The sequence below is a fragment of the Kocuria sp. SM24M-10 genome (genome assembly GCF_001027955.1).
Taxonomy (GTDB): Bacteria; Actinomycetota; Actinomycetes; order Actinomycetales; family Micrococcaceae; genus Kocuria; species Kocuria oceani.
Window position 1 is genome coordinate 1 of the sequence record NZ_LDNX01000123.1, and the last position, 24,958, is coordinate 24,958.

Annotated in this window: 24 protein-coding genes; 15 read left to right on the forward strand and 9 right to left on the reverse strand. The window is 73.9% G+C overall.

Annotated features, from left to right (window positions below; all coding sequences use genetic code 11):
- Positions 1–236: 236 nt before the first annotated feature.
- From ABL57_RS14185 to ABL57_RS21375, 3 genes are all read left to right on the forward strand, one after another.
- A complete protein-coding gene (locus tag ABL57_RS14185) occupies positions 237–956 on the forward strand; it encodes a hypothetical protein (RefSeq protein WP_047804133.1) in 720 nt (239 codons plus the stop codon).
- 533 nt (positions 957–1,489) lie between these two features.
- A complete protein-coding gene (locus tag ABL57_RS14190; protein WP_047804134.1) occupies positions 1,490–2,263 on the forward strand; it encodes a hypothetical protein in 774 nt (257 codons plus the stop codon).
- A gap of 13 nt (positions 2,264–2,276) precedes the next feature.
- Entirely contained in the window at positions 2,277–3,110 is an 834-nt protein-coding gene (locus ABL57_RS21375) for a class F sortase (RefSeq protein WP_238986063.1), read from the forward strand.
- A 126-nt stretch (positions 3,111–3,236) separates the two neighbouring features.
- Here the strand turns inward: ABL57_RS21375 and ABL57_RS14200 are convergent, their stop codons facing one another.
- Positions 3,237–6,743, reverse strand: a complete 3,507-nt coding sequence (locus ABL57_RS14200) for a bifunctional proline dehydrogenase/L-glutamate gamma-semialdehyde dehydrogenase (RefSeq protein WP_203225635.1) — start codon at positions 6,741–6,743, stop codon at positions 3,237–3,239.
- A gap of 129 nt (positions 6,744–6,872) precedes the next feature.
- On the opposite strand from ABL57_RS14200, the gene ABL57_RS14205 reads away from it, so the two are divergent.
- Positions 6,873–7,781 (forward strand): LysR family transcriptional regulator, encoded by a 909-nt coding sequence (locus ABL57_RS14205; RefSeq protein ID WP_047804135.1) that lies wholly within the window; start codon positions 6,873–6,875, stop codon positions 7,779–7,781.
- 3 nt (positions 7,782–7,784) lie between these two features.
- Here ABL57_RS14205 and idi read toward each other — a convergent pair whose 3' ends face one another.
- On the reverse strand, positions 7,785–8,432 hold the full coding sequence (idi, locus tag ABL57_RS14210; RefSeq protein WP_082157460.1) for an isopentenyl-diphosphate Delta-isomerase: 648 nt from the start codon (positions 8,430–8,432) through the stop codon (positions 7,785–7,787).
- Between the two features lie 119 nt (positions 8,433–8,551).
- Between idi and ABL57_RS14215 the strand changes: the two genes are divergently transcribed.
- The 5 genes from ABL57_RS14215 (at position 8,552) to tgt (ending at position 14,173) form a co-directional block, all read left to right on the forward strand.
- Positions 8,552–9,487, forward strand: a complete 936-nt coding sequence (locus ABL57_RS14215; protein ID WP_047804136.1) for a pseudouridine synthase — start codon at positions 8,552–8,554, stop codon at positions 9,485–9,487.
- Positions 9,484–10,728: a DUF418 domain-containing protein gene (locus ABL57_RS14220; protein ID WP_047804137.1), complete on the forward strand. Its 1,245-nt coding sequence runs from the start codon at positions 9,484–9,486 to the stop codon at positions 10,726–10,728. Before ABL57_RS14215 ends, ABL57_RS14220 begins: the two co-directional genes overlap by 4 nt.
- 42 nt (positions 10,729–10,770) lie before the next feature.
- Positions 10,771–12,063, forward strand: a complete 1,293-nt coding sequence (locus tag ABL57_RS14225; RefSeq protein ID WP_082157462.1) for a glycoside hydrolase family 76 protein — start codon at positions 10,771–10,773, stop codon at positions 12,061–12,063.
- A 62-nt stretch (positions 12,064–12,125) separates the two neighbouring features.
- Positions 12,126–12,668: an NUDIX hydrolase family protein gene (locus ABL57_RS14230; protein ID WP_047804138.1), complete on the forward strand. Its 543-nt coding sequence runs from the start codon at positions 12,126–12,128 to the stop codon at positions 12,666–12,668.
- A 203-nt stretch (positions 12,669–12,871) separates the two neighbouring features.
- Positions 12,872–14,173: a tRNA guanosine(34) transglycosylase Tgt gene (gene tgt / locus ABL57_RS14235; protein WP_047804139.1), complete on the forward strand. Its 1,302-nt coding sequence runs from the start codon at positions 12,872–12,874 to the stop codon at positions 14,171–14,173.
- Between the two features lie 89 nt (positions 14,174–14,262).
- On the opposite strand, the gene ABL57_RS14240 is transcribed toward tgt, so the two are convergent.
- The 3 genes from ABL57_RS14240 to ABL57_RS14250 form a co-directional block, all read right to left on the reverse strand.
- Complete coding sequence (locus ABL57_RS14240) at positions 14,263–14,709, reverse strand: universal stress protein (RefSeq protein ID WP_047804140.1); 447 nt, start codon at positions 14,707–14,709, stop codon at positions 14,263–14,265.
- Positions 14,710–14,826: 117 nt separating this feature from the next.
- Complete coding sequence (locus tag ABL57_RS14245) at positions 14,827–15,318, reverse strand: universal stress protein (RefSeq protein WP_047804141.1); 492 nt, start codon at positions 15,316–15,318, stop codon at positions 14,827–14,829.
- An 83-nt stretch (positions 15,319–15,401) separates the two neighbouring features.
- Positions 15,402–15,827 carry an Lrp/AsnC family transcriptional regulator gene (locus tag ABL57_RS14250; protein WP_047804142.1) on the reverse strand — a complete coding sequence of 142 codons (426 nt, stop codon included), beginning with the start codon at positions 15,825–15,827 and terminating at the stop codon, positions 15,402–15,404.
- Between the two features lie 128 nt (positions 15,828–15,955).
- Here ABL57_RS14250 and ABL57_RS14255 point away from each other — a divergent pair, with 128 nt between their 5' ends.
- Both ABL57_RS14255 and ABL57_RS14260 read left to right on the forward strand, forming a co-directional pair.
- Positions 15,956–16,144 carry a hypothetical protein gene (locus ABL57_RS14255; RefSeq protein ID WP_047804143.1) on the forward strand — a complete coding sequence of 63 codons (189 nt, stop codon included), beginning with the start codon at positions 15,956–15,958 and terminating at the stop codon, positions 16,142–16,144.
- Positions 16,145–16,300: 156 nt separating this feature from the next.
- Positions 16,301–17,875: a sodium:alanine symporter family protein gene (locus ABL57_RS14260; RefSeq protein WP_047804144.1), complete on the forward strand. Its 1,575-nt coding sequence runs from the start codon at positions 16,301–16,303 to the stop codon at positions 17,873–17,875.
- 107 nt (positions 17,876–17,982) lie between these two features.
- Here ABL57_RS14260 and ABL57_RS14265 read toward each other — a convergent pair whose 3' ends face one another.
- Positions 17,983–18,768: a TVP38/TMEM64 family protein gene (locus tag ABL57_RS14265; protein WP_152683408.1), complete on the reverse strand. Its 786-nt coding sequence runs from the start codon at positions 18,766–18,768 to the stop codon at positions 17,983–17,985.
- Between the two features lie 60 nt (positions 18,769–18,828).
- On the opposite strand from ABL57_RS14265, the gene ABL57_RS14270 reads away from it, so the two are divergent.
- Together ABL57_RS14270 and ABL57_RS14275 are read left to right on the forward strand one after the other, a co-directional pair.
- Complete coding sequence (locus ABL57_RS14270) at positions 18,829–19,302, forward strand: SRPBCC domain-containing protein (protein WP_053004988.1); 474 nt, start codon at positions 18,829–18,831, stop codon at positions 19,300–19,302.
- A 194-nt stretch (positions 19,303–19,496) separates the two neighbouring features.
- Positions 19,497–20,315: an MBL fold metallo-hydrolase gene (locus tag ABL57_RS14275; RefSeq protein WP_047804145.1), complete on the forward strand. Its 819-nt coding sequence runs from the start codon at positions 19,497–19,499 to the stop codon at positions 20,313–20,315.
- A gap of 34 nt (positions 20,316–20,349) precedes the next feature.
- On the opposite strand, the gene ABL57_RS14280 is transcribed toward ABL57_RS14275, so the two are convergent.
- Complete coding sequence (locus tag ABL57_RS14280; RefSeq protein WP_047804146.1) at positions 20,350–21,063, reverse strand: queuosine precursor transporter; 714 nt, start codon at positions 21,061–21,063, stop codon at positions 20,350–20,352.
- A gap of 240 nt (positions 21,064–21,303) precedes the next feature.
- On the opposite strand from ABL57_RS14280, the gene ABL57_RS14285 reads away from it, so the two are divergent.
- Both ABL57_RS14285 and ABL57_RS14290 read left to right on the forward strand, forming a co-directional pair.
- Positions 21,304–22,158, forward strand: coding sequence for a PfkB family carbohydrate kinase (locus tag ABL57_RS14285; RefSeq protein ID WP_047804147.1), 855 nt, complete (start codon positions 21,304–21,306; stop codon positions 22,156–22,158).
- 275 nt (positions 22,159–22,433) lie between these two features.
- A complete protein-coding gene (locus ABL57_RS14290; protein ID WP_047804148.1) occupies positions 22,434–23,102 on the forward strand; it encodes a TetR/AcrR family transcriptional regulator in 669 nt (222 codons plus the stop codon).
- Here the strand turns inward: ABL57_RS14290 and ABL57_RS14295 are convergent.
- Positions 23,086–23,436 (reverse strand): type II toxin-antitoxin system VapB family antitoxin, encoded by a 351-nt coding sequence (locus ABL57_RS14295; protein WP_047804149.1) that lies wholly within the window; start codon positions 23,434–23,436, stop codon positions 23,086–23,088. The genes ABL57_RS14290 and ABL57_RS14295 overlap by 17 nt on opposite strands.
- A gap of 79 nt (positions 23,437–23,515) precedes the next feature.
- Positions 23,516–24,877: a hypothetical protein gene (locus ABL57_RS14300; protein WP_053004989.1), complete on the reverse strand. Its 1,362-nt coding sequence runs from the start codon at positions 24,875–24,877 to the stop codon at positions 23,516–23,518.
- Between the last annotated feature and the right edge of the window lie 81 nt (positions 24,878–24,958).

A 24,958-nucleotide genomic window follows, 5' to 3' on the forward strand; every position in this document is an offset into this window, starting at 1 on the left:
CTCGAGCACCTGCACCGGTCCGGGCCCGGCGGCGTCGTCGGTGCCGTACCAGTAGCCGGAGGAGGTGGGGACTCGAGACATCATGCCGATCATCCTAGGCCACCGACAAGCCCGGTAGTCGAGTAACTAGACAAACTAGACACAATCGACTTGGATGATGTGGTGCGCGTCTCGCGGTTCCGGCCCGGCATGCGCACCACCGCAGGGAACGCAGGGAACGTGAGGAAGGTCGAGGGATGAACCAGCAGGTGCAGCACGGGTCCACGCAGCAGAGGACGGAGCCGGGAACCGGCCGTCCGGCCACCTTGGAGACGACGGGCCCCGTGCACTGCGGCCGCCCCATGCCGGTGCGCCCGCTCGACCTCGCCGATCTCGACGGCCGCGCGAACCACGCCGCTGCCCAGGCCGCCGTCGACGGCCGCCGGCTGCACGCCTGCACCTGCGGCTTCCTGCTCGAGACGGAGGATCCCGCCGGGACGGGCGCACCGCTCGTCGCCCGCGGGGACGAGCACCTGTTCCACCCCTTCTTCACCCGGCGGGTCCTGGCGGCGGCCGGGCGCGCCGAGACGGCCGAGTGGACCCTCGACCAGCAGCTCGCGGAGGACGACACCTCCGAGGGGTGCGAGAGCGCCGCCCGGCACGTGTGGCTGCTGGATGCCGGCGCCGAGACCGCGCAGTGGGAGCTGGACCGGGCCGTCGACGCCCTGCACGCCGAGCTGCGCCTGGCCGCCCGCCACGGGGTGCCGCTCGCCGCCCTGTCCGAGGCCGCCGGCCTGGACGAGGAGTCCGTGCTCGCAGCCCTGCGCCACGACGGGGCGCCCTCCGTCCCGGTCGGCGAGGACCGTCGAGGACCCCGCGCGGCGGCGCCGAGCACAGGAGTGACCGAACTGCGCACCCAGGGTCACCGCGCATCGGCGGAGGCCCAGCAGGTCGGCGCTCTCGCCGCCGCGGGCTGAGCCGACGCCCTCCGCGTGGAAGCCGGCCGGCGGCCCCGGCGCAGATCAGCGCCGACACGGCCCCCGTGTGAACCGGCTTACACAATGCCGTCAATTCGTTTACATGTCAGTAATCTGATCTCGAGGAGCTCGGCCGGCGCACGGGTCCGATGTGCGATGCACGTGGGGGGACACCGGAGCGCAGCCGGCCGGCAGCTCACGGCGCCGCCCCCGGTCTGATCCACCGGGGGCGGCTCACCTCCCGGCCCCGTCGACCGCCGTGAACGGGCCGCACCTCCCCTGACTCCTGCTCGCCGGGAGGACAGCACCTCGACCGGGGACCTCTCGGCACCCGCCCCAGCACCCCGCCGGGCCTTCCGGAACATCCCCCTGCCGACCGACCTGTCTGCCCGTCCACCGCTCGGACGCGGACTGCTGCATGACGCATTCACGGTCGCACATGACCACCACCCCTCGACACGGCTCGAATGATCAGTAGACTGTGCTTCGCGTCACTTCCCAGCCCTGTCATTCCTGACCGAGAGGCCGATCCCATGAAGAAGTCCGCTCTGCTCGCCGCGCCCGCCCTGGCACTCGCGGCCGTGACCCTGCCCGCCACCGCCGCCACCGCCGCCGCCGAGAGCTGGTCCTTCCAGGCCGAGCTCGCGCCGGTCAACAACAGCACCGCCGCCGGCAGCGCCGTCGTCGACGTCACCGGCCAGGAGGCCACGGTGACCGTCGAGGTCGCCGGGGCGCCCGCCCTCTTCCAGGGCGCGCCCTATCCGCACGCCCAGCACATCCACATCGGGGGCCAGGGGGTGTGCGCTCCGCCCAGCGCCGACGCCGACGGCGACGGCGCGGTGAGCTCCATGGAGGGTCAGCCCTGGACCGGCGGGATCGGCACCTCGCTGACCACCTCGGGGGACACGAGCCCTGCCTCCGCGGTGGCCATCGACCGCTTCCCGGCCGGTGAGGCCTACACCTATCAGCGGACCTTCCCGGTGGACGGCGCCACGCTCGCCGCCCTGCAGAGCGGCACCGCGGTGGTCAACGTCCACGGCGCGGACCCGGCGGCGCTCTCGGCCGAGGCGCAGGCGAAGGCCAACCCGATGGCCCCGGCCCTGCCGCTGGCCTCCGACATCCCGATCGCCTGCGGGGTGCTCGCACCCGCCCAGATGGCGATGCCCGAGGGCCCGGCGGACACCGGCGTGGAGACGGCGGCCGCGGGCTCGGACGCCCGCGGTCTGGCCGGGGCGGCCGTGCTGGGGATGCTCGCCCTGGGCGGTGCCGCGGTGGGCCTGCGCCGCCGCGCGACCGGCGGTCGCTGACCCCGGACGCTCCGTGCCCCGGCACCGCGCCGAGACCCGCCACCTCCGCACGGGGGTGGCGGGTCTCGCCGTGGTCCTGGGCCTGTGGTGCACCGGGGACAGCACCGCGCCGTCGCACCCCACGACGGCGCAGCGCCCCGTCGCCGGGCATCCCGTCCCGCCCGCCGTCTCCCTCCCGCTCGCCGCCCCCGTCCCGCCCGCCGTCTCCCTCCCGCCGGAGGCGACGGCCTCCGGCACCGCGGGGCCCGGCGCTGCGACGACCTCGGGCCTCCCCGGCGCTCCGACGGCCGCCACCTCCGCACTCCCGACACCCGGCGCCACGGCGTCCGGCACCCCGGCACCGGGTGCCCCCGCGCGCGGGCCGGCCTCGGAGCCCCGTCCGCGGGCGCTGCCCGCCTCGGCCCCGGTGCGCCTCACCATCGGCGCCATCGGGGTGGAGGACCGGCTCATGACGCTGGACCGGCGCCCCGACCGCACCCTGGAGGTCCCGCCGGAGCACCCGGGCGCCCCGGCCGGCTGGTACCGGCGGTCACCCGCTCCGGGCCAGGCGGGCCCGGCCGTGCTGCTGGGGCACGTCAACGCCACCGGCGGCGGCCCGGGGGTCTTCGCGGACCTGCACCGGCTGACCGCCGGGGACCGCATCGCCGTGGCCCGGGCGGACGGGTCCACGGCGGAGTTCGCGGTGGACGCCGTCGAACGCCACGCGAAGGACTCGTTCCCCACGCTGCGGGTCTACGGCAACACCGCCGGCCCGGAGCTGCGGCTGGTCACCTGCGACGGCTACGACCCGGCGACCGGGTCCTTCGACGAGAACCTCGTGGTCTACGCCTCCCTGATCCGGAGCTGAACGGCCCGCCCCGGAACGGCACGGCGCCCCGCGCCGCGGCCCGTCCGGGAACGGGGGCGGCGGCGCGGGGCGCCGTCGCAGCGTGCGTCGGATCAGCTCGTCACACCAGCTGGTCGGACCAGGTCGTCAGATCAGCTCGTCCGTGAGGTGGTTGGGCGTGCCGAAGCGGTGGGCGGTGATGCTCACGGCCTGCTCGTGCAGGAACGGCAGCATCTCGACCCGGCCGGCCCCCGTGACGGGGTGGGCGTAGACGGCCACGTCGGGACGGGACCCGGTCGCGGCGATGAGGCCCGCGCGGTCCCCGCCGATGAGACGGACCCGCCCGCCGCCGAGCTCGGCGGCGCCGGCCAGCCAGGCGGCGTCGTCCTCCACCCGGACCCGCACGCCGCGGCCGGTGAGCACGGCGGCCACCGCGGCGGGCAGCTCGAGCGCCGAGGAGACGGTGAGCTCGGCGCCGGCGCGCAGGCCGGCGGCGACCACGCGGAGCAGATCGGCCAGGGGCTCCCCCTCGGACAGCCGCACCGTCACCGGCAGCGGCAGGTAGCGGAAGACGTTGCGCTCCGCGTAGAGCTGCGAGACGTCCCGGGCCACCCCGAACTCCTCGGCCCAGGCGGCCTCGTCGCTGCGCAGCGCCTGCTCGAGCGTCCCGGCCTCCTGCGCCGTGACCCCGGCCCGCCCCGCACGGGCGGCGTCGAGCAGGCCGGCCACGGCCGTGTCGGTCACGGGGCGTCCGTTCCCGCGCAGCGGCGCCGGCTCCCACTCGCCCAGGCCCATGAGGTAGCTGGGGCCGCCGGCCTTGGTGCCCGGGCCGACCGCGGACTTCTTCCAGCCGCCGAAGGGCTGGCGCTGGACGATGGCCCCGGTGATCCCGCGGTTGACGTAGACGTTGCCGGCCTGGACGTGCTCCAGCCAGTAGCCGATCTCCTCCGGGTCCAGGGAGTGCAGACCGCCGGTGAGGCCGTAGTCGACCTCGTTCTGGATGGCCACGGCCTCCTCCAAAGTCTCGGCGGTCATCACGCCGAGCACCGGGCCGAAGTACTCGACCAGGTGGAACTCGGAGCCGCGCTGCACCCCGGTGCGCACGCCCGGGGACCACAGCTTGCCCGTGCCGTCCAGCTGCTGCGGCTCGATCAGCCAGGACTGGCCCTCCTCCAGGCTGGTCAGGGCCTGGAGCAGCTTGCCCTCGGCGGGCTCGGTGAGCGGGCCCATCTGCGCGGCGGGGTTGGTCGGGTAGTCCACGGTCAGGGAGCTGACCGCGTCCACCAGCTGGTTGCGGAACCGCTTGGACTTCGCCACCGAGCCCACGAGGATCACCAGGGAGGCCGCCGAGCACTTCTGCCCGGCGTGGCCGAACGCGGAGTAGGCCACGTCCTTGGCGGCGAGGTCGAAGTCGGCGCTGGGCGTGACGATCAGGGCGTTCTTGCCCGAGGTCTCGGCCAGCAGCGGCAGGTCGGAGCGGAAGGAGCGGAACAGCTCCGCCGTCTCGTACGCCCCGGTGAGGATCAGCCGGTCCACCGACGGGTGGGAGACCAGCTGGCGGCCGAGGGCACGCTCCTCGAGGTCCACGAGGGCGAGCACGTCCCGGGGGACCCCGGAGGCGTCCAGGGCCTCCCAGATCGCCTCGGCCACCACGGCGCCGCAGCGCTTGGTCGGGCCGGCCGGTTTGAACACCACCGGGGACCCGGCGGCCAGGGCGGCCAGCGCCGAGCCGGCCGGGATGGCCACGGGGAAGTTCCACGGCGGGGTCACCACGGTGAGCCGGGAGGGCACGAAGGACGCGCCGTCGACCTCGTCCAGCTCCCGGGCGCGCTCGGCGTAGTAGTGGGCGAAGTCGACGGCCTCGCTGATCTCGGGGTCGGACTGGTCGAGGGTCTTGCCCGCCTCCGCGGCCGCGACCTCGAGCAGCTCCGCCCGGCGGGCCGCCAGGGCCTCCCCGGCGCGGTGGAGCACCTCGGCCCGCTGGGCGCCGGTCAGCGCGGCCCAGCCGCGGCCGGCCTCGAGCGCGGCGTCGATGACGCGGTCGAGCTGCTCCTCGGTCTGCAGCGCCGCGGCCGCGACGGTCTCCGTGCCGGCCGTCGATCCGGGGACGCGGTCGAGGATCGCCCGGCCCCAGTCCCGGTTGGCGGCCACGGCCGGGTCGGTGTCGGGGGTGTTGGCGAAGCCGTCGGTCGGGGCGGGCAGCTCGGGCAGCCGGCGGTCCTGGACCCGGTGGGGCAGCGGCACGGTGTCGTCCAGCGCGGCCAGCGAGGCGAGGAAGCGGTTCTTCTCCCGCTCGAAGAGCTCCTCGTTCGCGGAGAGCTCGAAGACCGCGGACATGAAGTTCTCCTGGCTCGCCCCCTCCTCCAGGCGGCGGATCAGGTAGGCGATGGCCACGTCGAACTCGGCCGGGTGCACCACCGGGGTGTAGAGCAGCAGGGAGCCGACGTCGCGCTTGACGGCCTGGGCCTGGCCGGTGGCCATGCCCAGCAGCATCTCGAAGTCGATCGCCTCGACCACGCCGCGCTCGGTGGCGAGCAGCCAGGCGAAGGCGATGTCGAAGAGGTTGTGCCCGGCCACGCCGATCCGCACCGCGTCGGCGTGCTCCGGCTGCAGCGCGTAGTTCAGCACGCGCTTGTAGTGGGTGTCCGAGTCCTGCTTCGTCCCCCAGGTGGCCAGCGGCCAGTCGTGCAGGGAGGCCTCGACCTGCTCCATGGGCAGGTTCGCCCCCTTGACCACGCGGACCTTGACCCGCGCCCCACCGGCGGCGCGGCGGGCGGTGGCCCACTCCTGGAGGCGGATCATCGCCTCCAGGGCGTCCGGCAGGTAGGTCTGCAGCACGATCCCGGCCTCGAGGTCCCGGAACTGGGGCTGGTCGAGGATCCGGGTGAAGACCGCGAGGGTCATGTCGAGGTCCTTGTACTCCTCCATGTCCAGGTTGATGAACTTCGGGGTGGAGAACGAGGCGGCCCGGGCGTAGAGCGGGGTCAGCTTCTCGACGACCTCGGCCACGGCCTCGTCGAAGGCCCAGGCGGAGTGCGGGGCCACGGTGGAGGAGACCTTGATGGAGACGTAGTCGACGTCGGGCCGGGCCAGCAGCTCGTGGGTGCCCTGCAGGCGGCGGTCGGCCTCGCGCTCGCCGAGCACGGCCTCGCCGAGGAGGTTGACGTTGAGCCGGACGTCGTCCGTGCGGATCTTCGCGATCGACCTCCCGAGCTTGGCCTCGCTGGCGTCCACGATGAGGTGCCCCACCATCTCGCGCAGCGCCCTGCGGGCGGCCGGGATCACGACCTGCGGGGCGACCGGGGCCAGGACCCCGCCGGTGCGCACCGCGGTGCGCAGGTACCACGGCAGGAACGCCGGGACGCGGGGGGCGAGCCGGGCGAGGTTGCGGGCGGCGACCCGGATGTCCTCGGGGCGGATGACGCCGTCGACGAAGCCGACCGTGAAGTCCAGTCCACTGGGATCCTTGAGCACCCCGGCCAGCTGCTCGCCCGAGGCGTCCTTGGGGAACTGCTCCGCCTCGGTGAGCCAGCGGCGCACGGTGGCCACGGCCTGCTCGGGCAGCGACGCCGGGATGGCGGCGTGGGGAAGGGTGCGTCCGGCCGGCGGTTCCGCAGGGGTGTGCGCGGTCGCGGGGACGGGGATCGTCGTCATGGGTGGTACTCCCTGGTCTGCGTGGAAAGCACTGGTGCGCCCCTCACTATGCGCCTTCTTTCCGTTCGGATAAAGTGATGTTTTCCACGGATGATTCGTCAGTGGACGTGATGATTGTGAGGTGCTCCCGTGCTGGACGTGCGCAAGCTGCGGCTGCTGCGCGAACTCGCGCTGCGCGGCACCCTGGCGGAGGTCGCGGCGGCCCTGAGCTACAGCCCCTCGGCGGTCTCCCAGCAGCTCTCCGCCCTGGAGAAGGAGGCCGGGGTGGAGCTGCTCTCCAAGGCCGGCCGGCGGGTGCAGCTGACCCCGCAGGCGGAGATCCTGGTGGCGCGCACCGCGGAGCTGCTGGACGTCCTGGAGCGGGCCGAGTCGGACCTGGCGGCGTCGCTGAGCACGGTCACGGGCACGGTGCGGGTCGCCGTGTTCCAGTCGGCCGCCCTGGCGCTGCTGCCGGCGGTGCTCGGCACGATGCGCCGCGAGCACCCGGACGTGCGGGTGGAGATGGTGCAGGCGGAGCCGGAGCGTGCCCTCTACGAGACCTGGACGCGCGAGTTCGACGTCGTGGTCGCGGAGCAGTACCCGAGCCACGCCGCCGCCCACCACCCCGACCTGGACCGGCGGCGGCTCATCACGGACGCCATCCGCCTGGCCGTTCCCCCCGGGCCAGAGCACGCGTCCGTCGCGTCCCTGCAGGACGCCCGCGAGCTGCCGTGGGTCATGGAGCCCCGCGGGGCGGCGTCGAGGCACTGGGGAGAGCAGCTGTGCCGGCGGGCGGGGTTCGAGCCGGACGTCCGGTTCGCCACGGCCGATCTGCAGGCCCAGACCCGGCTCGTGGAGTCGGGCAACGCCGTGGCCCTCATGCCGGACCTCATGTGGGCGGGCGGCGACTCACCCTGCCGGCTGGTCGACCTGCCCTCCGGGCCGCGGCGGACGGTGTTCACCTCGATCCGCGGCTCGAGCGTGCAGCGCCCGGCGATCCTCGCCCTCCGCGCGGCGCTCGAGACGGTGGCCGCCGAGCTCGCCGCGCGGATGGACTGACGCTCAGGAGCGGGAGGCGGCCGGCCCGGTGAGCGCCCGGCGCAGCCGGCCGTCGGCGATCTGCTCCAGCAGCCACGGGCTGAGCAGGAACGGCGCGGCCTCGGCCGCGGCGAAGAGCTCCTCCGGGGTGATCCAGGCGACCTCCGCGACCTCGGCCGGCAGCGGCTGCGGCTGCCCGGCGGCGCGTGCGACGTAGACGGGGCAGAACTCGTTCTCCACGATCCCGGAGGCGTCCACGGCCCGATAGCGGAAGTCCGGCAGGACCTCCGTCACCCCGGTCACCGCGAAGCCCAGCTCCTGACCGGCCCGCCGGGCGACGGCCTCCTCGAAGTCCTCGCCGGGAGCCGGGTGGCCGCAGAAGCTGTTGGTCCACACCCCGGGCCAGGTCTTCTTGGCCAGGGCCCGGCGGGTCAGCAGCAGGCGCCCGTCGTCGCCGAGGACGTAGCACGAGACCGCGAGGTGCAGCGGGGTGTCCGTGGTGTGCACCTCCGCCTTGGGCGCGGTGCCCACGGGACGGTGGGCGTCGTCGAGCAGGACGACCTCCTCGACGGCTCCGGGGACGGCTCCGGGGACGGCTCCGGGGACGGCGCCGGGCACGGCGCTGGGCACGGCTCCGGGAGCGGCGTCGGGGACGACTTCGTGGCTGGCCATGGGTCTCGTTCCGGTCGGTGGCGGGAGGGTGTCCGCCCCCATTCTCTCAGGCCCGCGGGCGGGAGGCACGCGGGGCGGGGAGTGGACAAGGACGCGCCCGGGGAGCACGATCGGGAACCATGCGACGACGTCGGCCCGCCCCCGCCCCTCTGCCCCTGCGGGACGGCGTGGACCCCGTCCGGGTCCGGCTGCCGGCGGAGGACGGGCGGAGCACGGTGCGGGGCTGGCTGCTGGACCGGTTCCCGGCCTCCGCCCCGGAGCTGGAGGAGCTCTTCGCGTCCGGGGGGATCGTCGACGACGCCGGGCGGCCCCTCGCCCACGACGCCCCGTACGTGCCCGGCGGGTCGGTCTGGTACCACCGGGCCCTGCCGGCCGAACCGGAGCTGCCCGGGGACCTGCCGGTGCTGTTCGAGGACGAGTGGCTGCTGGCCGTCGACAAGCCGCACGGTCTGCCCACCACCCCGCGCGGCGGGTTCGTGGCCCAGAGCGTGCTCGTGAAGCTGCGCCGCGCCCGCGGCGAGGACCGGCTGTCCCCGCTGCACCGGCTGGACCGCGGCACGGCCGGGGTGCTGCTGCTCTCCCGGGACCCCGCGACCCGCGGCCGGTTCCAGACCCTCTTCCAGGACCGGGCGGTGGCCAAGGAGTACGAGGCGGTCGCCGTGCACCGGCCCGGGCTCGGGCTGCCGCGCGTCGTGGAGTCCCGCATCGTCAAGGACCGCACGTGCCTGCAGGCGCGGGAGGTGCCGGGACCGGCCAACGCCCGCACCGTCGTCGACCGGGCGGGTCCCCCGTTCTCGGACGCCGAGGGCGAGTGGGCGCGCTACCGGGTGCGGCCCGAGACCGGGCGCACCCACCAGATCCGGGTCCACCTGGCCGGGCTGGGCGCCCCGGTCCGGAACGACCCCCTCTATCCCCGGGTGCGGCCGGCCGGCAGCGAGGACCCCGCCCGGCCGCTGCAGCTGCTGGCCCGGCGGATCGGCCTGACCCACCCGATGACGGGCCGCCCGCTCGTGCTCGAGAGCCGGCGCGCCCTGCACAGCGGGTCCCCCGCGTGAGCGCGCCGCGCACCGCGCCGGCGGCCGCCCGGGTGCCTGCCCCGGACGTGGCCCGCGGACTCATGCTCTGGGTCATCGCCGTCGCCAACGTCACCGCGTGGATCTGGGCGCCCGGGCCCACGGACGGACCCCGCGACCGGACCCTGGGCGCCGGGGCCGGCACGGCCGGGTGGACGGCGGACGACGTGGTCAACACGGCCCTGTCCATGCTCGTGGACGGCCGCGGCTTCCCCCTGTTCTCCTTCCTGGTCGGCTACGGCGTGGGGCAGATCGCCGCCCGGGAGGCCGCGCGCGGCACCCCGCTCCCGGCCGCCCGGCGGCTGCTGCTGCGGCGCTACGGGTGGCTGCTGCTCGTCGGGGCCCTGCACGCGTGCCTGCTCTTCCCCGGGGACATCATCACGGCCTACGCCTTCGGGGGCCTGTTCCTGACCCTGCTGATCGCGGAGGGCACGGCCACCCTGCTGGTCCTGGCCGGCCTGGGCTCCGTGCTGATGGTCCTCTACGGTGCGGCGAGCTGGGCCGTGCGGACCCCCGGCACCGCGCCCTTCCCCAGCCTCGTCACCGACTCCGCGCAGGAGCACCTCGCCCTCGTGCTGGCCGAGGGCGCGGGAGTGGTGGCCTTCGCCCCGCTCCAGCTGCTGGGGCTGCTGCCCATGCTGCTGCTCGGCCTGGCGCTCAGCCGCTACCGGGTGCTGGAGGACCCGGGGCCCCGCCGCGGGCGGCTGCTGGTGACCGCGGCGGTCTGCATCGGCGCAGGGCTGCTCACCGGCGTGGGCACGGGCCTGCTGACCACCGACATGCTCGAGCCCTCCACGACCGCCGGGTCCGTGCTCACCGGGCTGGACGCCCTGACCGGGGCCGCGCAGGGCATCGGCTACGCCCTGGTGGTGGCCCTGGTCTGCGCGCGGGCCCAGCGGCGGTCCCCGGGCGCTCCCCTCCGGGCGCGGGAGCATCCCGCGCTGTGGGCGCTGCAGGCACTGGGGCGCCGGTCGATGAGCGGCTACATCGCCCAGTCCGTGCTCTTCACGGTCCTGATGCCGCCGTTCGCGCTGGGCCTCGGCCGCGCCCTGACCCCCACGGCCGCCCTGCTGCTGGGCACCACGGTGTGGCTGGTCACCCTGCTCGGCGCCGTCCTGCTCGAGCGGCGCGGCCTGCGGGGACCCGTCGAGACGGTCCACCGGCGGCTGTTCCTCGGTCCTGCCCGGGACCGCTCCGGCCCGCACCCCGCGGCGAGCGCATAGGCTCGGGGCAGCACCCTTCCCCTGCCAGCATCAGGAGCCGCCATGCCCAGCCCCACCGGCGCCGGTCCCGCACCGCGTCCGCTCTCCGCCGACCCGGCCGCCGACCTCACCGCCGACCGCACCGTGAGCGCCCCGGAGCGGGCCGACACCGCGGCCCGCTCGGTCCGGGAGCTCTTCGCCGGGCGCGCCCTGGGCGTGCCGGGCACCCTGCTGGGCGCGCCGGCGCACCCGCGGCCCCGCTCCCGCACGGCCCCGTGGCACTACTGGTGGCAGGCCCACCTGCTCGACGCCCTGGTCGACGCGGCGCTGCGGCACCGGGACGAGCCCGCCCGCGCCGAGGAGATCCGCCGCGACGCGCACCGGCTGCTGCGCGGGATCACCCTGCGCAGCGGCGGGCGGGTGACCCAGAACTCCTACTACGACGACATGGCCTGGCTGCTGCTGGCCGTGGGCCGGCTCGCCGCGCTGGACCGCGAGCTCACCGGCCGGGCGGACGTGGCGTGCCTGGACGCGGGCCGGGCCCTGCTCGCCCGGATCGAGCGGGGGCACACGGCGGACCTGGGCGGCGGGGTGTTCTGGAACACCCGCCACGACGTGAAGAACACCGCGTCCTCGGCTCCCGCGGCCCTGGCCTTCGTGCGCACGCACCGCACCGAGCAGGCCCGCGCGGTGCTCGGCTGGCTGCAGGAGAACCTGTGGGATCCCGGGCGGAGGGTCTTCCACGACGGGCTGATCCTGGTCGCCGCGGGGTCCGGCAGCGAGGTCACGCGGCGGGACGAGCGGCTGTTCAGCTACAACTCCGGACCCGTGCTCGGAGCGCTGCTCGAGCTCGCGGACGCCCCCGGCACGGGCACGGACGACCGGGCGCGCCTGCTGGGCACGGCGGCCGACGTGGTGGCGGGCGCCGCGGAGGCCTACGGCCGGCCGGTGCCGGGGCGGCGGGTCCTCACCACGCACGGCGGCGGGGACGGCGGGCTGTTCAGCGGGATCCTGGCCCGCTACCTCGCCCAGGCGGCCCGGCACCCGGATCTGGCCGAGACCGCACGGCGCACGGCCGCCGAGCTGGTGACGGGCACCGCCGACGCCCTGTGGGCCGGCCGGCGCGAGGCCGAGTCCGCCACGGCCCCCGGGGGCGGAGGCGCGCCCTCGGCCCGGACGGGCGGGGCGGTGGCGGTCTTCTCCCCCGACCCGGCGCAGCCCGCCGGGCAGGCGCAGCGCCCCGGCGCCCCGGTGGAGCTGTCCACCCAGGTCCAGGCGTGGACGGTGCTGGAGGCCGCCGCCCGCCTGGAGCGCCCGTGGACGGGGGCGGGGGCCGGCGGCTCCGCTGAGCGCTGAACCGGCGTCCCGGGCCGGGGGGAATCGTGGCCGCGCCAGGGGTCATGGGATAGAACAGCAGTATGAACTTCCTCCGCACCCCCGATCCGAACCCCGGTTGGCTCAACGAGGACGACCTGCAGGAAGCACGCCGCCGTCTGCCGATGGTGTACGTGCAGGCGCTGCCGGTCCGGCTCGACCCGCTGGGCTACCTCTCCGAGATCGGGCTGCTGCTGCAGGCCACTCCCGAGGGGGAGATGATGTACACCTTCGTCTCCGGCCGGGTGCTGTACCGGGAGACCATCCGGGCGGCCCTGCTGCGCCACCTCGAGAAGGACCTGGGCACCATGGCCTTTCCGCAGCTGCCGGTGTCCACGACCCCGTTCGCGGTGGCCGAGTTCTTCCCCTCCCCCTCCGAGACCGGGCTGACCGACGACCGCCAGCACGCCGTGGCGCTGAGCTACATCGTGCCCGTGCGCGGTGAGTGCAGCCCCCGCCAGGACGCCCTGCAGCTGTCCTGGATGAGCCCCGAGGAGGCGCTCAGCCCCGAGGTGCAGGCGGAGTTCGCCGGGGGCCGGGGAGACCTCGTGCGCCAGGCCGTCGCGCACGCGGGCTGGGGCCGCTGAGACCCCGCTCCTCCGCGCTCCGGGTGCGCAGGACCACCGCCAGGGCGTAGCTGCGGCCCACGAACAGCTCCGCGAGGAACCGGCCGCCGTGCGCCCACAGCCGCCCGGCGGCGGCTCCTCGTCCGGGTCCGGCGAATGAGCTCGCTCCCGGCGGCCTCCCGGCCCGCTCGGACCCGACCCCCGCGGTGACGCACAATGGTCGGATGACCGTGCCCGCCGTGCCCTTCCCGTTCCCCGCCGCCCGCGCCGCCTTCGGCTTCGAGGTCGAGCACCGGCTCGCGGAGACGACCCGGACCACCGGATCGCGCCTGGGCGCCGGAGACGGCCCGCTCCTGGGACGCACCGGCACGATCAACACTCCCCACGGGCAGATCCGGACCCCCGCGTTCGTGCCCGTCGGCACCGCCGCCACGGTCAAGGCGGTGCTGCCGGAGTCCATGGCGGAGCTCGGTGCCCAGGCCCTGCTCGCCAACGCCTACCACCTCTACCTCCAGCCCGGGGCGGAGGTGCTCGACGCGGCGGGCGGGCTGGGCGCGTTCATGAACTGGGACGGGCCCACCTTCACGGACTCCGGGGGGTTCCAGGTCATGTCCCTGGGCTCGGGCTTCAAGAAGGTCATCGACATGTCCACGGTCGCGTCCGCGGCGGCGGGCGACGACGACGTCGCGACCGGCAAGGAGCGCATGGCCCGCGTCGACGACGACGGGGTCACGTTCACCTCCCACATCAACGGCGACGTGCACCGCTTCACCCCGGAGATCTCGATGCAGGTCCAGCACCGGCTGGGGGCGGACATCATGTTCGCGTTCGACGAGCTGACCACGCTGCACAACTCCCGGAGCTACCAGGAGACGTCCCTCGAACGGACCCGGCGGTGGGCCCGGCGCTGCGTGGCCGAGCACGCCCGGCTCACGGAGGAGCGCGCCGACCGGCCGTACCAGGCGCTGTTCGGGGTGATCCAGGGCGCCCAGTACGAGGACCTGCGCCGGAAGGCCTGCCGGGACCTCGGGGCGATGGACTTCGACGGCTTCGGGATCGGCGGGGCGCTGGAGAAGGAGAACCTCGGCACGATCGTGCGCTGGTGCAGCGAGGAGCTGCCCGAGGACCGGCCGCGGCACCTGCTGGGGATCTCCGAGCCGGACGACATCTTCACCGCCCTGGAGAACGGCGTGGACACCTTCGACTGCGTCTCGCCCACCCGGGTGGCCCGCACGGGGGCCGTGTACGGCCCGGACGGCCGCTTCACCGTGAGCAACGCCCGCTTCCGCACGGACTTCTCCCCCGTCCAGGACGGCTGCGACTGCTACACGTGCACGCACTACACCCGGGCGTACCTGCACCACCTGTTCAAGGCCAAGGAGCGGCTCTCCGCGACGCTCACCTCGATCCACAACGAGCGGTTCGTCGTGCGCATGGTCGACGGCGCGCGGCAGGCGATGGCCGACGGCACCTACGTGGAGTACCGGGACGAGGTCCTGGGCCGGTACTACGCGCACCGCGGCTGAACGCCCCGCTCCCGGACGGCCCCCACGGGGCGCCGCGGCCGGGCCTGCCGCCGCGCCCCCGGCCGCGCCGGTCGATCAGCACATGGTGTCTAGCTCGTCGTCGCGGTGCCGTCCTCGTGGATCACGAGCACCGGGCAGGAGGCGTGGGAGACGCACGCGGCGCTGACCGAGCCCAGCAGCAGGCCCCGGAACCCGCCGTGGCCCCGCCGCCCCACCACGAGCATCGCGGCGTCCTCGCTCTCGCGCACCAGCACCTTCGACGGGTGGCCGAACTCCACGGTGGTGGTCAGCCCCTCCGGGACGTCCTCGCCGAAGGCCTGCTGGATCGCCTTGTCCACCCGCTTGTGGGTGATCTCGTCGAAGTTGTCGCTGCCGAGGGGCACGTAGCCGGCGTACTCAGGCGGGTAGTCCCAGGCCCCGACCACCCGGACGGACGCACCGAGAGCCGGGGCGATCCGGGCCGCCCAGCGCAGCGCCTCCACGGACTGCTCGGATCCGTCGACCCCGACGACGACGGCTGCTGTTCCCTGTTCCATGCCCAATCCTTTGCTCCCGCGACCACGATGGTGCGCTCAGTATCACAGAGGGCAGGCGCGGACGGGCGAAGATGCGCAACCATGACCGTCCCACCGGCCCGGGTCCCGGCGCGGGGCTCAGTCCGCGCGCGCGGTCTTCTCGGTGCGCTCCTCGACGCTCTCCCCGGCGCTCTCCTCGCTGCGCCCGGGCAGCACCAGGACCGGGCACCGGGCGTGCGCCACGCAGGCCGAGCTGACCGAGCCCATCAGCAGACCCCGGAAGCCGCCGTGCCCCCGGCGGCCCACCACGAGCACCGCGGCGTCCTCGCTGTGGCGGATCAGGACCTTGGGCGGGTGGCCGAACTCCACGACCGTGCTCAGCCCGGCCGGCCGGTCCGTCCCGAAGGCCTTCTGCAGCGCTTCGTCCACGTGCTTCCGGGCGAGCTCGTCGAAGTGGTCGTCCTTGAAGTGGACGAAACCGACGTACTCGGGGGGATTCTCCCAGGCCCCCACCGCCCGGATCCGTGCCCCGTACACCGGCGCGAGACGCGCCGCCCAGCGCAGCGCCTCCACGGACTGCTCGGACCCGTCGACGCCCACCACGATCACGGCGTCCGGTTCGTCGGCCATGCTGCCCCCTCCGCTGCTGCGCCGGCCGCCCTGCCGTGCCGGCGGTGCTGGACCTCCAGTATCCCAGACCCGGGCGGCCGTGGTCAGAGATGCGAGAGGATGACGGAGCTGCGCGTGTGGTTGATGCCCTTCCACTCCCGGATCCGGACCATGACGTCCTCCAGGTGCGAGGTGTTCTGCGCCCGGATGAGGAAGATGCCGTCGGCCTCCCCCGTCACCGTGTAGGCGTCCGTCACCTCGGGGATCTCCGCCGCCATGGTCCGCATCATCGACGGGGACAGTCCTCCGTCGCAGTGCAGCTCCACGAAGGCCTCGATGTTCCAGCCCAGGACCGACTGGTCGATCTCCGCGGTGAAGCGCTTGACGGCCCCTGTCTGCTGCAGGGCGTCGACCCGCCGCTTCACCGCCGGGGCGGACAGGCCCACCCGCTTGCCGATGGCGGCATAGCTGCGCCGGCTGTCCTGGATCAGCGACGCAATGATCTGCTGGTCAATCTCGTCAAGACGCAATGATGTGCTCCTTGCTTGCGTGTTTCCAGACTAGTTGGATCAATATCTGCCAGATAGACTTTAGAAGTCAACTGCGGCGATCGTGTCGCAGATCACTTCGCCCCGCACACAGAAAGGTGGATGCTCCCGTGGCTTTCCTGCTCGTCTTCGGCCTCCCCGCCGTCCTCTTCACCGCGATCGGCCGCGCCGCCGCTCCGTCCCGCTCCGCCTCGCTGGGCGAGACGCTCCGCCACGCCGGCAGCGACCTGGGTCGCGGCCTGCGGGTGTGCGCCATGACCTCCCCGCAGCACCTCCGGAGCGCCTCCGCCACCCGCTGAGCCGCCTCCGCCGGTGACGGCGCGCCCGCGTCGTCACCGGTGTCCCACCCCCTGCACTCCGCCGCGCGGAGCCGTTTCTACCGGTGCGTCAAGTATTTACATCGGGGGACACGTGTTTCTGTTGCCAACGGCCGGTGCAGGGGGTGTAGTTAGTGGATGGAGATTCTTCAGGCGGTACCCATGTCCCCGGTGACGGAGCAGGTCGGCTGGCTGGCCGAAATAGATCGTGCGATCAACGCGGCGTTCGCGCCCGTCACCGAAGTCTTCTCGACCATCGTCTTCTACCCCATCACCATCGGGGAGATCAGCTTCCCCTTCGTGGTCGCGTGGCTCATCGCGGCCGGCGTCATCTTCACCATCTACTTCGGGTTCATCCAGTTCCGCGGCCTCAAGGTCTCCTGGGACGTGGTGCGCGGCAAGTTCTCCTCGAAGGACGACCCCGGTGAGGTCCCCCACTTCCAGGCCCTGACCTCCGCCCTGTCCGGCACCGTGGGACTGGGCAACATCGCGGGCGTCGGCGCGGCGATGGCCCTCGGCGGGCCCGGCGCCACCTTCTGGATGATCTGCGCCGGTCTGCTCGGCATGGCCACGAAGTTCGCCGAGTGCACCCTGGGCGTGAAGTACCGGGAGGTCCACGAGGACGGCACCGTCAGCGGCGGGCCCTTCCGGTACCTGCTGGTCGCCTACGGCAGGTTCGGCAGCGTCGTCGCCAAGATCTTCACCGGCATCTTCGCCGTCGCGATCCTCCTCTTCGGTGCCGCCGGCGGCAACATGTTCCAGGCCAACCAGACCTTCGCCCAGGTGCAGAACGTCACCGGCGGCGCCGACGGCTTCCTCGGCAGCGCCGGCGCGGCCCTGATCTTCGGCATCATCCTGGCGGTCCTGGTGGGCCTCGTCATCATCGGCGGCATCAAGTCCATCGGCGCGACCACCAGCCGGCTGGTGCCGGCCATGGCCGCCGTCTACATCACCGCCTGCCTCGTGGTCATCCTCGCCAATCTCCCCAACGTCCCCGCGGCCTTCGGCACGATCATCGACGGCGCCTTCTCCCCCGAGGGCGTGGCCGGCGGCGTCCTGGGCGTCATGATCGTGGGCTTCCAGCGCGCGGCCTTCTCCAACGAGGCAGGCCTGGGCTCGGCCCCGATCGCGCACTCGGCCGTGAAGACCCGCCGCCCGGTGAGCGAGGGCTTCGTGGCGATGTTCGAGCCCTTCGTGGACACCGTGATCATCTGCACCATGACCGCCCTGGCGATCATCATCGCCGGCGCCCCGAGCCTGCAGGCCGGCATCGACCAGGTGCAGGCCGGGGAGGGCGCCCCCGACGGCGTCATCCTCACCTCGGACGCGTTCGCCACGGTGATCCCCTGGTTCCCGGTGGTCCTGGCCATCGCAGTGGTCCTGTTCGCGTTCTCGACGCTGATCACCTGGTTCTACTACGGCCTCAAGGCCTGGGAGTTCCTCTTCGGCCGCAGCCGGCTCAGCGACAACATCTTCCGCGGCATCTACCTGTTCTTCACGATCGCCGGGTGCGTGCTGACCTTCAGCGAGGTCATCGCCTTCGCGGACGCGGCCCTGTTCGTCTGCGGGTTCGTGAACCTGCTGGGCGTTTACATGCTGCTGCCCGTGATCAAGCGGGAGATGAAGGAGTACCTGGCCGACCGCAAGAGCGGCAAGCTCCACCTGCTCGGCGCGGAGCCGAGCGGCTCCACCGCCGCCCGGCCCCAGGTCTGACCCCGTCCCTGCCCCCGCCCGCGCTGCCGCGCGGCTCCACCGAACGACGTCGTCCGGCCCTCCTCAGGAGGGCCGGACGACGTCGTTCGCGGCACCCGCCGAGGAATTCAGGCCGGACCACCGGCCTCCGCCTGGTCCGCGGCGTCGTCGGGCTCGGCAGCGCTGCCGGGCCCGGCCGCGGGCTCGGTGCCGCCCGCGACGCCGCCGGGCGGCACCTCGCGGCGGGACCGGCGCCAGGAGAACACGCCGACCACCACCACGAGCGCCCAGGAGGCGGCGACGGCGGCCAGCGCCGGCCACGACGGCCGCGAGGTGAAGGCCCCCAGGGCGGCGAAGCTGATCTGCCCGGGCATCCCGCCGAGCAGGGTCGCCGCCAGGTAGTCCCGCTGCGGGATGCGGACCAGCCCCGACCCGTAGCTGAGTGTCCAGTTGGGCAGGACCGGGCGCAGGACGAGCACCGTGAGGAAGCCCTTGCCGTCGAGCTTGCGCTCCACGGCCCCCATCCGGGGACCCGCGAGGCGGTACAGCGCGTCGCGGCCCAGGAAGCGGGCGAGCCAGTACCCGAGCCAGGCCCCGGTCGTGGTGGCCGCCACGCCCACCACGCTGCCCTGGGCCATCCCGAAGAGGAACCCTCCGGACACGGCCATGATCGTCACCGGCACGGGCGTGGCCGCCACGAGCACGAACACCACCGCGAACACGAGCGGCCCCCAGGCCCCGAAGCCCTCGACGTAGCTGCGGACCTCCTGCACCGTGGGCAGCTCGTGGCTGATGAGGTACCACACCGCCGCGGCCAGCAGCAGCAGCAGGACGCCCGCCTTGAGCACGGTCACCCAGACCGGGCGGGAACCGCCCTTCCCCGCCTCCGGGTCCCGCGCAGGTTCGGTGCTCACGAGCGCCACTGTACCGACCGCCGTTCCCGGGACCGAGAGCGCCCGGGGACAATGGACGGCATGGACATCACCGACCTGGACCCCGCAGAGGTCCTCTCCGTCTCCCACGACCTGCCCCACCCGCCGGCGGCGGTCTTCGCGGCGTTCACCGACCCGGACCGGCTCGCCGCGTGGTTCGGCCCGGAGGGCTGGAGCGTGCCCCGGGAGTCGGTGCTGCTCGAGGTCCGGCCCGGCGGACGGCAGCGCTTCCGCATGGTCAGCGACGCCGACCCCACCCAGATCGCCCCGGTGCACGCCACCTACCTGCGGGTCGAGCAGGACGCGCTGCTCGAGGGCCGCGAGGCGCTGCCCGGCCCGGACGGCCGGCCGCTGGACCAGCACGTGCTGGTGCGCACGGAGTTCCTCGCCACCGGGGACGGGGGCACCCTGCTCGTGCTCACGCAGGGGCCGCTGCCCGCCGTGGTGCACGCGGGCGCGGCGGCCGGGTGGCGCAGCTCGTTCACCAAGCTCGAGGCGCTGCTCGACCGGAGCTGAGCCGCACCGCCGGACCCCCTCGCGCCCGGACGGGCCCGCCCCGCCGGCGATCGCCGCACGACTCCTCGCCGCACTCCGTCGCCCGCCTGCACCAGCAGCACACCCCCCAGTCGCTCTCCCCGAGCTGCTCAGCACCAACCGCCCGACCCCACCAGCCGCCCGACCCCACCAGCTGCCCGACACAGGAGGACCGCATGACCGAGGACACCGGGATCCGCACCACCGCCCTCACCCGGCGGCAGATCGCCCCCAACCCGGGCCCGATGACCCTGGAGGGCACCAACTCGTGGCTGATCGGGGCACCCGGACATGAGGACGTCGTCGTCGTGGACCCCGGACCGGCCGACCGCGGGCACCTGGCCGTGCTGGCCGCGGCCGGCCGCACGGTGCTCACGCTCGTCACCCACCGGCACGCGGACCACACGGAGGGCGTGGCGGACTTCCACGCCCTCACCGGAGCACCCGTGCGCGCCTTCCGGCCCGAGTTCTGCCGGGACGCGCCCCCGCTGGCCGACCACGAGACGATTGAGGCCGCCGGGTGCCGGATCCGGGTGCTGCACACGCCCGGGCACACCTCCGACTCCGTGAGCTTCCACCTGCCCGACGACGTCCCGGCCGGCTCGCCGGGGCCCGCCCGGTCCGCCGGGCCGGACGCGGGCCCGGGGTCGGTGCTCACCGGGGACACAATCCTGGGGCGCGGGACCACGATGCTCGACCACCCGGACGGGAGCCTCGGCGACTACCTGCGCTCCCTGCAGCGCCTGGCAGTGCTGGGCGCCGCCCTCGTTCTGCCCGCGCACGGGAACGTGCGGGAGGACGTCGAGGCGGTGTGCGAGGAGCTGCTCGAGCACCGGATGGAGCGCCTGGCCGAGGTGCGGGAGGCCCTGCGGGACCTCGGCCGCGGCGCCAGCCTCGAGGCGATCACCGAACGCGTCTACGCCGACGTCCCCGCGCACGTGCTGCCGGCCGCCCGGAGCTCGGTGGGGGCGCAGCTGGCCTACCTCGGCTTCTGAGCCGCCGGCGCGGCAGCGCCCGGGCCGCCGGCGCTCAGCGAGCGGGCACGGCGTCCCCCGCCGGGGACACGGCCGTCCCGTAGGTCGGCTCGCGCCGCTTGAGCCAGCCGATCGTCGCGTAGGTCAGGGGCATGACGAGGATCTCGACCAGCACCTTGTAGGCGTAGCCGACGACCACGTAGTTCAGGAAGTCCGGGACCGTGCTGATCCCGATGATCGGGGCGGCCACCGCGCAGAAGACGACCGTGTCCACGAGCTCGCCGACCAGGGTCGAGCCGATGAGCCGGGCCCACAGGTGGCGCTCCCGCGTGCGGGCCTTGATCCGCACCATCACGAAGGCGTTGAGCAGCTGCCCCGCGAGGTAGCCCAGGAGGGAGCCCGCCACGATCAGCGGGACGGGTCCCAGGACGGATTCGAGAGCCTCCTGGCCCTCGTAGAACGCGGCCGGGGGCAGGGCGATGACGAGCCAGAACACCACCGAGGAGAACAGGCCGGCCGCGAAGGACGTGACGATGGCCCGCCGGGCGGCGCGGAAGCCGTAGACCTCTGCGACGACGTCGCCCAGCACGTACGCGAGCGGGAACAGGAAGAAGCCCCCGTCGGTGAGGACGGGGCCGAAGGCGACGCCCTTGGTCGCGGCCACGTTGGAGAGCACGAGGACCACGCAGTAGGCCGCCACGATCAGGTCGAAGTACGTGCGCGGCCGGTGGGCGAAGCCGGCGGGAGCAGGGCCTGCGGAGGAGGACACGGCGGGTCACCAATCTGTTGGACCGCGGCGCCGGCCCGGGAGGAGCCGGAGCCGCGCCGCGGTCTGTGCGGTCTGCAGAACGGGTGCGGGACGCCCGCCTGCCACCCGGGAGCCCTCCTCCCGCCGCCGCGGAACCCCGAGCGGGGACGTCGTGGCGGCCGGAGACCGTCCGACAGTCTAGCGCCGGGACCCGGCCGCGCGGTTGGCCGGGGACGCGGCGCGGGGCGCACAATGGCTCCCATGACCGACACCACCACCGCACCCGTCCCCGACGCCGCGAGCCCCGCCCAGCCCCCCGTGGCCCTGACCATCGCCGGATCCGAGGCCACGGGCGACGCCGGCGCCCAGGCGGATCTCAAGACCTTCCAGGAGCTCGGCGTCTTCGGCTCGCTCGCCCTGACCTGCATCGTCTCCTTCGACCCGAACGCGGACTGGGGCCACCGCCTGTTCCCCGTCCCCCAGGACGTGCTGCGGGAGCAGCTGGAGGCGATCACGGCGGCCCACGCGCTGGACGCCGTGAAGATCGGCATGCTCGGCAGCCCGGAGACCATCGCGACGACGGCCGAGGCGCTGGCCGCCCTGCGGCCGGAGCACCTCGTCCTCGACCCGGTGCTGATCTGCAAGGGCCAGGAGCCCGGGGCCGCCCTGGACACCGACGAGGCGCTCAAGGCGAGGATCCTGCCGCTGGCCACGTTCGTGACCCCCAACCACTTCGAGGCGCTCTCCCTGTCCGGGATGGACGAGATCAGCACCGTCGACCACCTCGAGGAGGCCGCCCGGCGGATCCACGAGACCTCGGGGGCCGTGGTGCTCGCGAAGGGCGGCGTGCGCCTGGCCGGTCCCGACGCCGTGGACGTCTTCTACGACGGGACGACCCTCGAGATCCTGTCCGAGCCCAAGGTCGGCGAGGTCCCCGTGGCCGGCGCCGGCTGCACCCTCGCGGCCGCCGTCGCCGCCGAACTCGCCAAGGGCGCCGCCCCGCTCGAGGCCGCCCGCACCGCCAAGGCCTTCGTCTCCGCCGGCATCCGGCAGCGTCTGAGCTCGCGCGCGCCCTTCGACTCCCTCTGGCAGGGCGGTTCGGCCGCCGAGCAGTGACCCCGGCCGCCTGAGCGCGTCCCCCTGCACCCGGCCGTGGCCGGCGACGACCTCCGTCGCCGGCCACGGCCGCGCATCGCCCCGCGGGCCGCGAGCCGCGGGTTCGGAGATGATCGTCCGTCGGGTCCGGTCCGGCGGTTTCCTGGACGTTTCCCCAGACGTTCGTGCGGAGGGAACCGAAACGGAGCGAACGGTGGTGTCATAGTCAGACATACCGTCACCAAGGATCATTGAAGTGTGCATACTTTGATGACATGCAGAGATAAGGTGTCATCATGCCTCGTATTTCAGCGGCCACCAATGCCGCGCAGCGCGAGAACACCAAGCGAGCGATCCTCGACTCCTTCGGCCAGCTGCTCTACCAGCAGGGCCTGACCGGGCTGACGATGACCCACGTGGCCAAGAACGCCGGGGTGGGCCGCACCGCCGTCTACAACTACTTCGCCGACATGGGCGAGCTGCTCGTGGCCTACGCCCTGGACGAGACCGAGCGCTTCATGACCGACCTCCGCCGGGACCTGGAGGGCGTCGCCAACCCGGTCGACCGGCTCGCCGTCTACATCCGGGCGCAGATCGAGGATCTCGCCCGCCGGCACCTGCCCCCGGGTCCGACCATGCGCACGGTCCTGTCCCCCGAGGACTACCAGAAGCTGGGCGAGCACGTGGGCGAGCTGCAGGGGCTGCTGGCCGCGATCCTGCGGGACGCGATCGACCAGGCCTACCTGCCCGAGGGCGACATCCCGGAGCTCGCCTCGCTCGTCCACGGCTCGCTGACCACCGCCGCGGACCGTGGCCAGAACTCCGACCAGGACCGCGCGGCGCGGGAGCGGCACATCCGTTCGACGGTCCGCTTCATCCAGCAGGGCCTGGGCGCGCAGTTCGACGCCGACGGCCGCCCCGTGCGGCTGACTCCCGAGAGGCCGCCGCTCAGCGCGGCGTCCTGAGCTCCTGCGCCCTGCGCACCGCCCGCGGGCCGGTCGCGCGCCCGAGCTCCAGCACGCGGGCGTGCAGCACGGTGCGGTGGTGCAGGGCGGTGCGCAGCGCCCGGTGCAGCCCGTCCTCGAGGTAGAGCAGCCCGTCCCAGCGGACCACGTGCGGGAAGAGATCGCCGTAGAACGTGGAGTCCGCGTCGAGCAGCGTCGCCAGGTCCAGGGTCGTCTTCGTGGTGATCAACTGGTCCAGGCGCACCTGACGAGGGGCGATGCCGGACCAGTCCGAGGGCGAGACGAGGCCGTGATCCGGGTACGGGCGCGAGTCGCCCACGGCCTTGAAGATCATGCGTTCATCCTAGGGTTCCTCCCGGGCCGGCGCGCGAGGGCCGCGCGGGCCGCCTCGGGGCGACCCGCGCGGCCCCGGGTCAGCGGCGGACCACGTTCACGGCCCGGGTGGACGCGTTCCACTCGATCCGGCCGCCGGTGAAGTTCTGCGCCATCCCGGTCGGCGTTCGGTACTCGTCGGAGGTGGGATAACCCAGTCCCCGCTCGTGGCCGAGAGCCGCCCACCGTTGACCGATGGCCCCGTACTCCTTGACCTGCCGCGCTCCCGTACTGGAGGACCACACGAGCTTGGTCCGCTTCCCGGCGGCGTCGAACAGTTGGTACGCGCCGCCGTCGGCCGTGCGCGCCTCGTCGGAGGCAGGCACCCCGTAGCCGGCGGCGAAGCCCGCGGCCTCGAACTTGCGGCCGATGGCTCCGCCGTAGTCGACCGTCCGGGCGCCGGTGGCCCCGGTCCAGTAGATCGCCTTCTCGCGTCCGCCCGCGCCCAGGAAGCGCTGGTACACGGAGGAGTGCGCAGAGGCATGCTCGGCGCTGACCGGTGTGCCCCAGGAGGCCCCGCCCAGGGCCCTCCACCGGGCTCCGATGGCGCCCTTGAGCGCGAAGCCGTTGAGCTCGCTCGTCCCCGGGACGGAGGGAACAGCGGTGCCGATGGTCGAGTAGAGGCGGTCGACGTCGTCGCCGACCAGACCCGGAAGGTTGTAGTCGGTGTGGTTCAGCCCGGGCAGCACCACCCGGTCGGCCTTGGCGAAGCCGGCCGACCGGTACGCGCCCGCGCCCTTCCCGGCGGCCTCCAGGGCCGACCAGGTGGAGGGCTGGGTGGCGCCGTAGCCGTCCAGGGAGCCGACGTACCAGGTCGGGTCGGTCGCCTTGAGCGCGGCGTGGGGGGTGGTCTCGAGACCGCGGGAGTACACCCCTCCGCCGCCGATCAGCGTGGCTCCGCCGCCGCGGATCCAGCCCGCGCGGTCGGAGAGCACCTCGGTGGAGATGAACTCCGCGCCACCGGAGTAACCGGCCAGGTGAATGCGGGTCGTGTCGATGCGCTGCTCGGCGACGACCTTGCCGGCCAGTGCCCGGAACCAGTCCCCGGCCGCTTCACTGTTGACGGTCCAGGACCGGTTCGCCGGGGCGACGGGCACGACGAGGACCATGTTCTTCGCGGCGGCGCGGGCGGCCATGGTCCGGAGCATGGTCGTGGTCGGACGCTGCGCGTAGTACTGGCCGTCGCCGTCGAAGTAGAACACGGCGCCCACGGCCCGGGAGCGGTCGATGCCGGCGTCGTAGAGATGGTACTGGGAGGAGATCCCGGCGGCGGTGTAGGTGGTGTTGGTCGTCGAGGCATGGGCCGGCGCCGCTGTGGCGGCCACCGTCCCGGTCGTCAGCACGCCGGCCAGGACGGCGGCGGACAGGGTGGAGGAGGGCAGGCGGAACGAAGGCAGCTTCAAGGAAACCTCTTGGGGGGAGAGGGGTGGGGGACGTGCACAGCCGGGGGGACAGCTGCTGGTGTGGCGGGACAGCCCGTCCCG

Bases quoted from the DNA above. Each gene is read 5' to 3' on its own strand.
- tgt (WP_047804139.1), top strand. From the start codon at position 12,872: ATGACCGTGCCCGCCGTGCCCTTCCCGTTCCCCGCCGCCCGCGCCGCC.
- ABL57_RS14260 (WP_047804144.1), top strand. From the start codon at position 16,301: ATGGAGATTCTTCAGGCGGTACCCATGTCCCCGGTGACGGAGCAGGTC.
- ABL57_RS14185 (WP_047804133.1), top strand. From the start codon at position 237: ATGAACCAGCAGGTGCAGCACGGGTCCACGCAGCAGAGGACGGAGCCG.
- ABL57_RS14225 (WP_082157462.1), top strand. From the start codon at position 10,771: ATGCCCAGCCCCACCGGCGCCGGTCCCGCACCGCGTCCGCTCTCCGCC.
- ABL57_RS14190 (WP_047804134.1), top strand. From the start codon at position 1,490: ATGAAGAAGTCCGCTCTGCTCGCCGCGCCCGCCCTGGCACTCGCGGCC.
- ABL57_RS14215 (WP_047804136.1), top strand. From the start codon at position 8,552: ATGCGACGACGTCGGCCCGCCCCCGCCCCTCTGCCCCTGCGGGACGGC.
- ABL57_RS14245 (WP_047804141.1), bottom strand. From the start codon at position 15,318: ATGGCCGACGAACCGGACGCCGTGATCGTGGTGGGCGTCGACGGGTCC.
- ABL57_RS14230 (WP_047804138.1), top strand. From the start codon at position 12,126: ATGAACTTCCTCCGCACCCCCGATCCGAACCCCGGTTGGCTCAACGAG.
- ABL57_RS14200 (WP_203225635.1), bottom strand. From the start codon at position 6,743: ATGACGACGATCCCCGTCCCCGCGACCGCGCACACCCCTGCGGAACCG.
- ABL57_RS14270 (WP_053004988.1), top strand. From the start codon at position 18,829: ATGGACATCACCGACCTGGACCCCGCAGAGGTCCTCTCCGTCTCCCAC.
- ABL57_RS14240 (WP_047804140.1), bottom strand. From the start codon at position 14,709: ATGGAACAGGGAACAGCAGCCGTCGTCGTCGGGGTCGACGGATCCGAG.
- ABL57_RS14275 (WP_047804145.1), top strand. From the start codon at position 19,497: ATGACCGAGGACACCGGGATCCGCACCACCGCCCTCACCCGGCGGCAG.
- ABL57_RS14290 (WP_047804148.1), top strand. From the start codon at position 22,434: ATGCCTCGTATTTCAGCGGCCACCAATGCCGCGCAGCGCGAGAACACC.
- ABL57_RS14285 (WP_047804147.1), top strand. From the start codon at position 21,304: ATGACCGACACCACCACCGCACCCGTCCCCGACGCCGCGAGCCCCGCC.
- idi (WP_082157460.1), bottom strand. From the start codon at position 8,432: ATGGCCAGCCACGAAGTCGTCCCCGACGCCGCTCCCGGAGCCGTGCCC.
- ABL57_RS14295 (WP_047804149.1), bottom strand. From the start codon at position 23,436: ATGATCTTCAAGGCCGTGGGCGACTCGCGCCCGTACCCGGATCACGGC.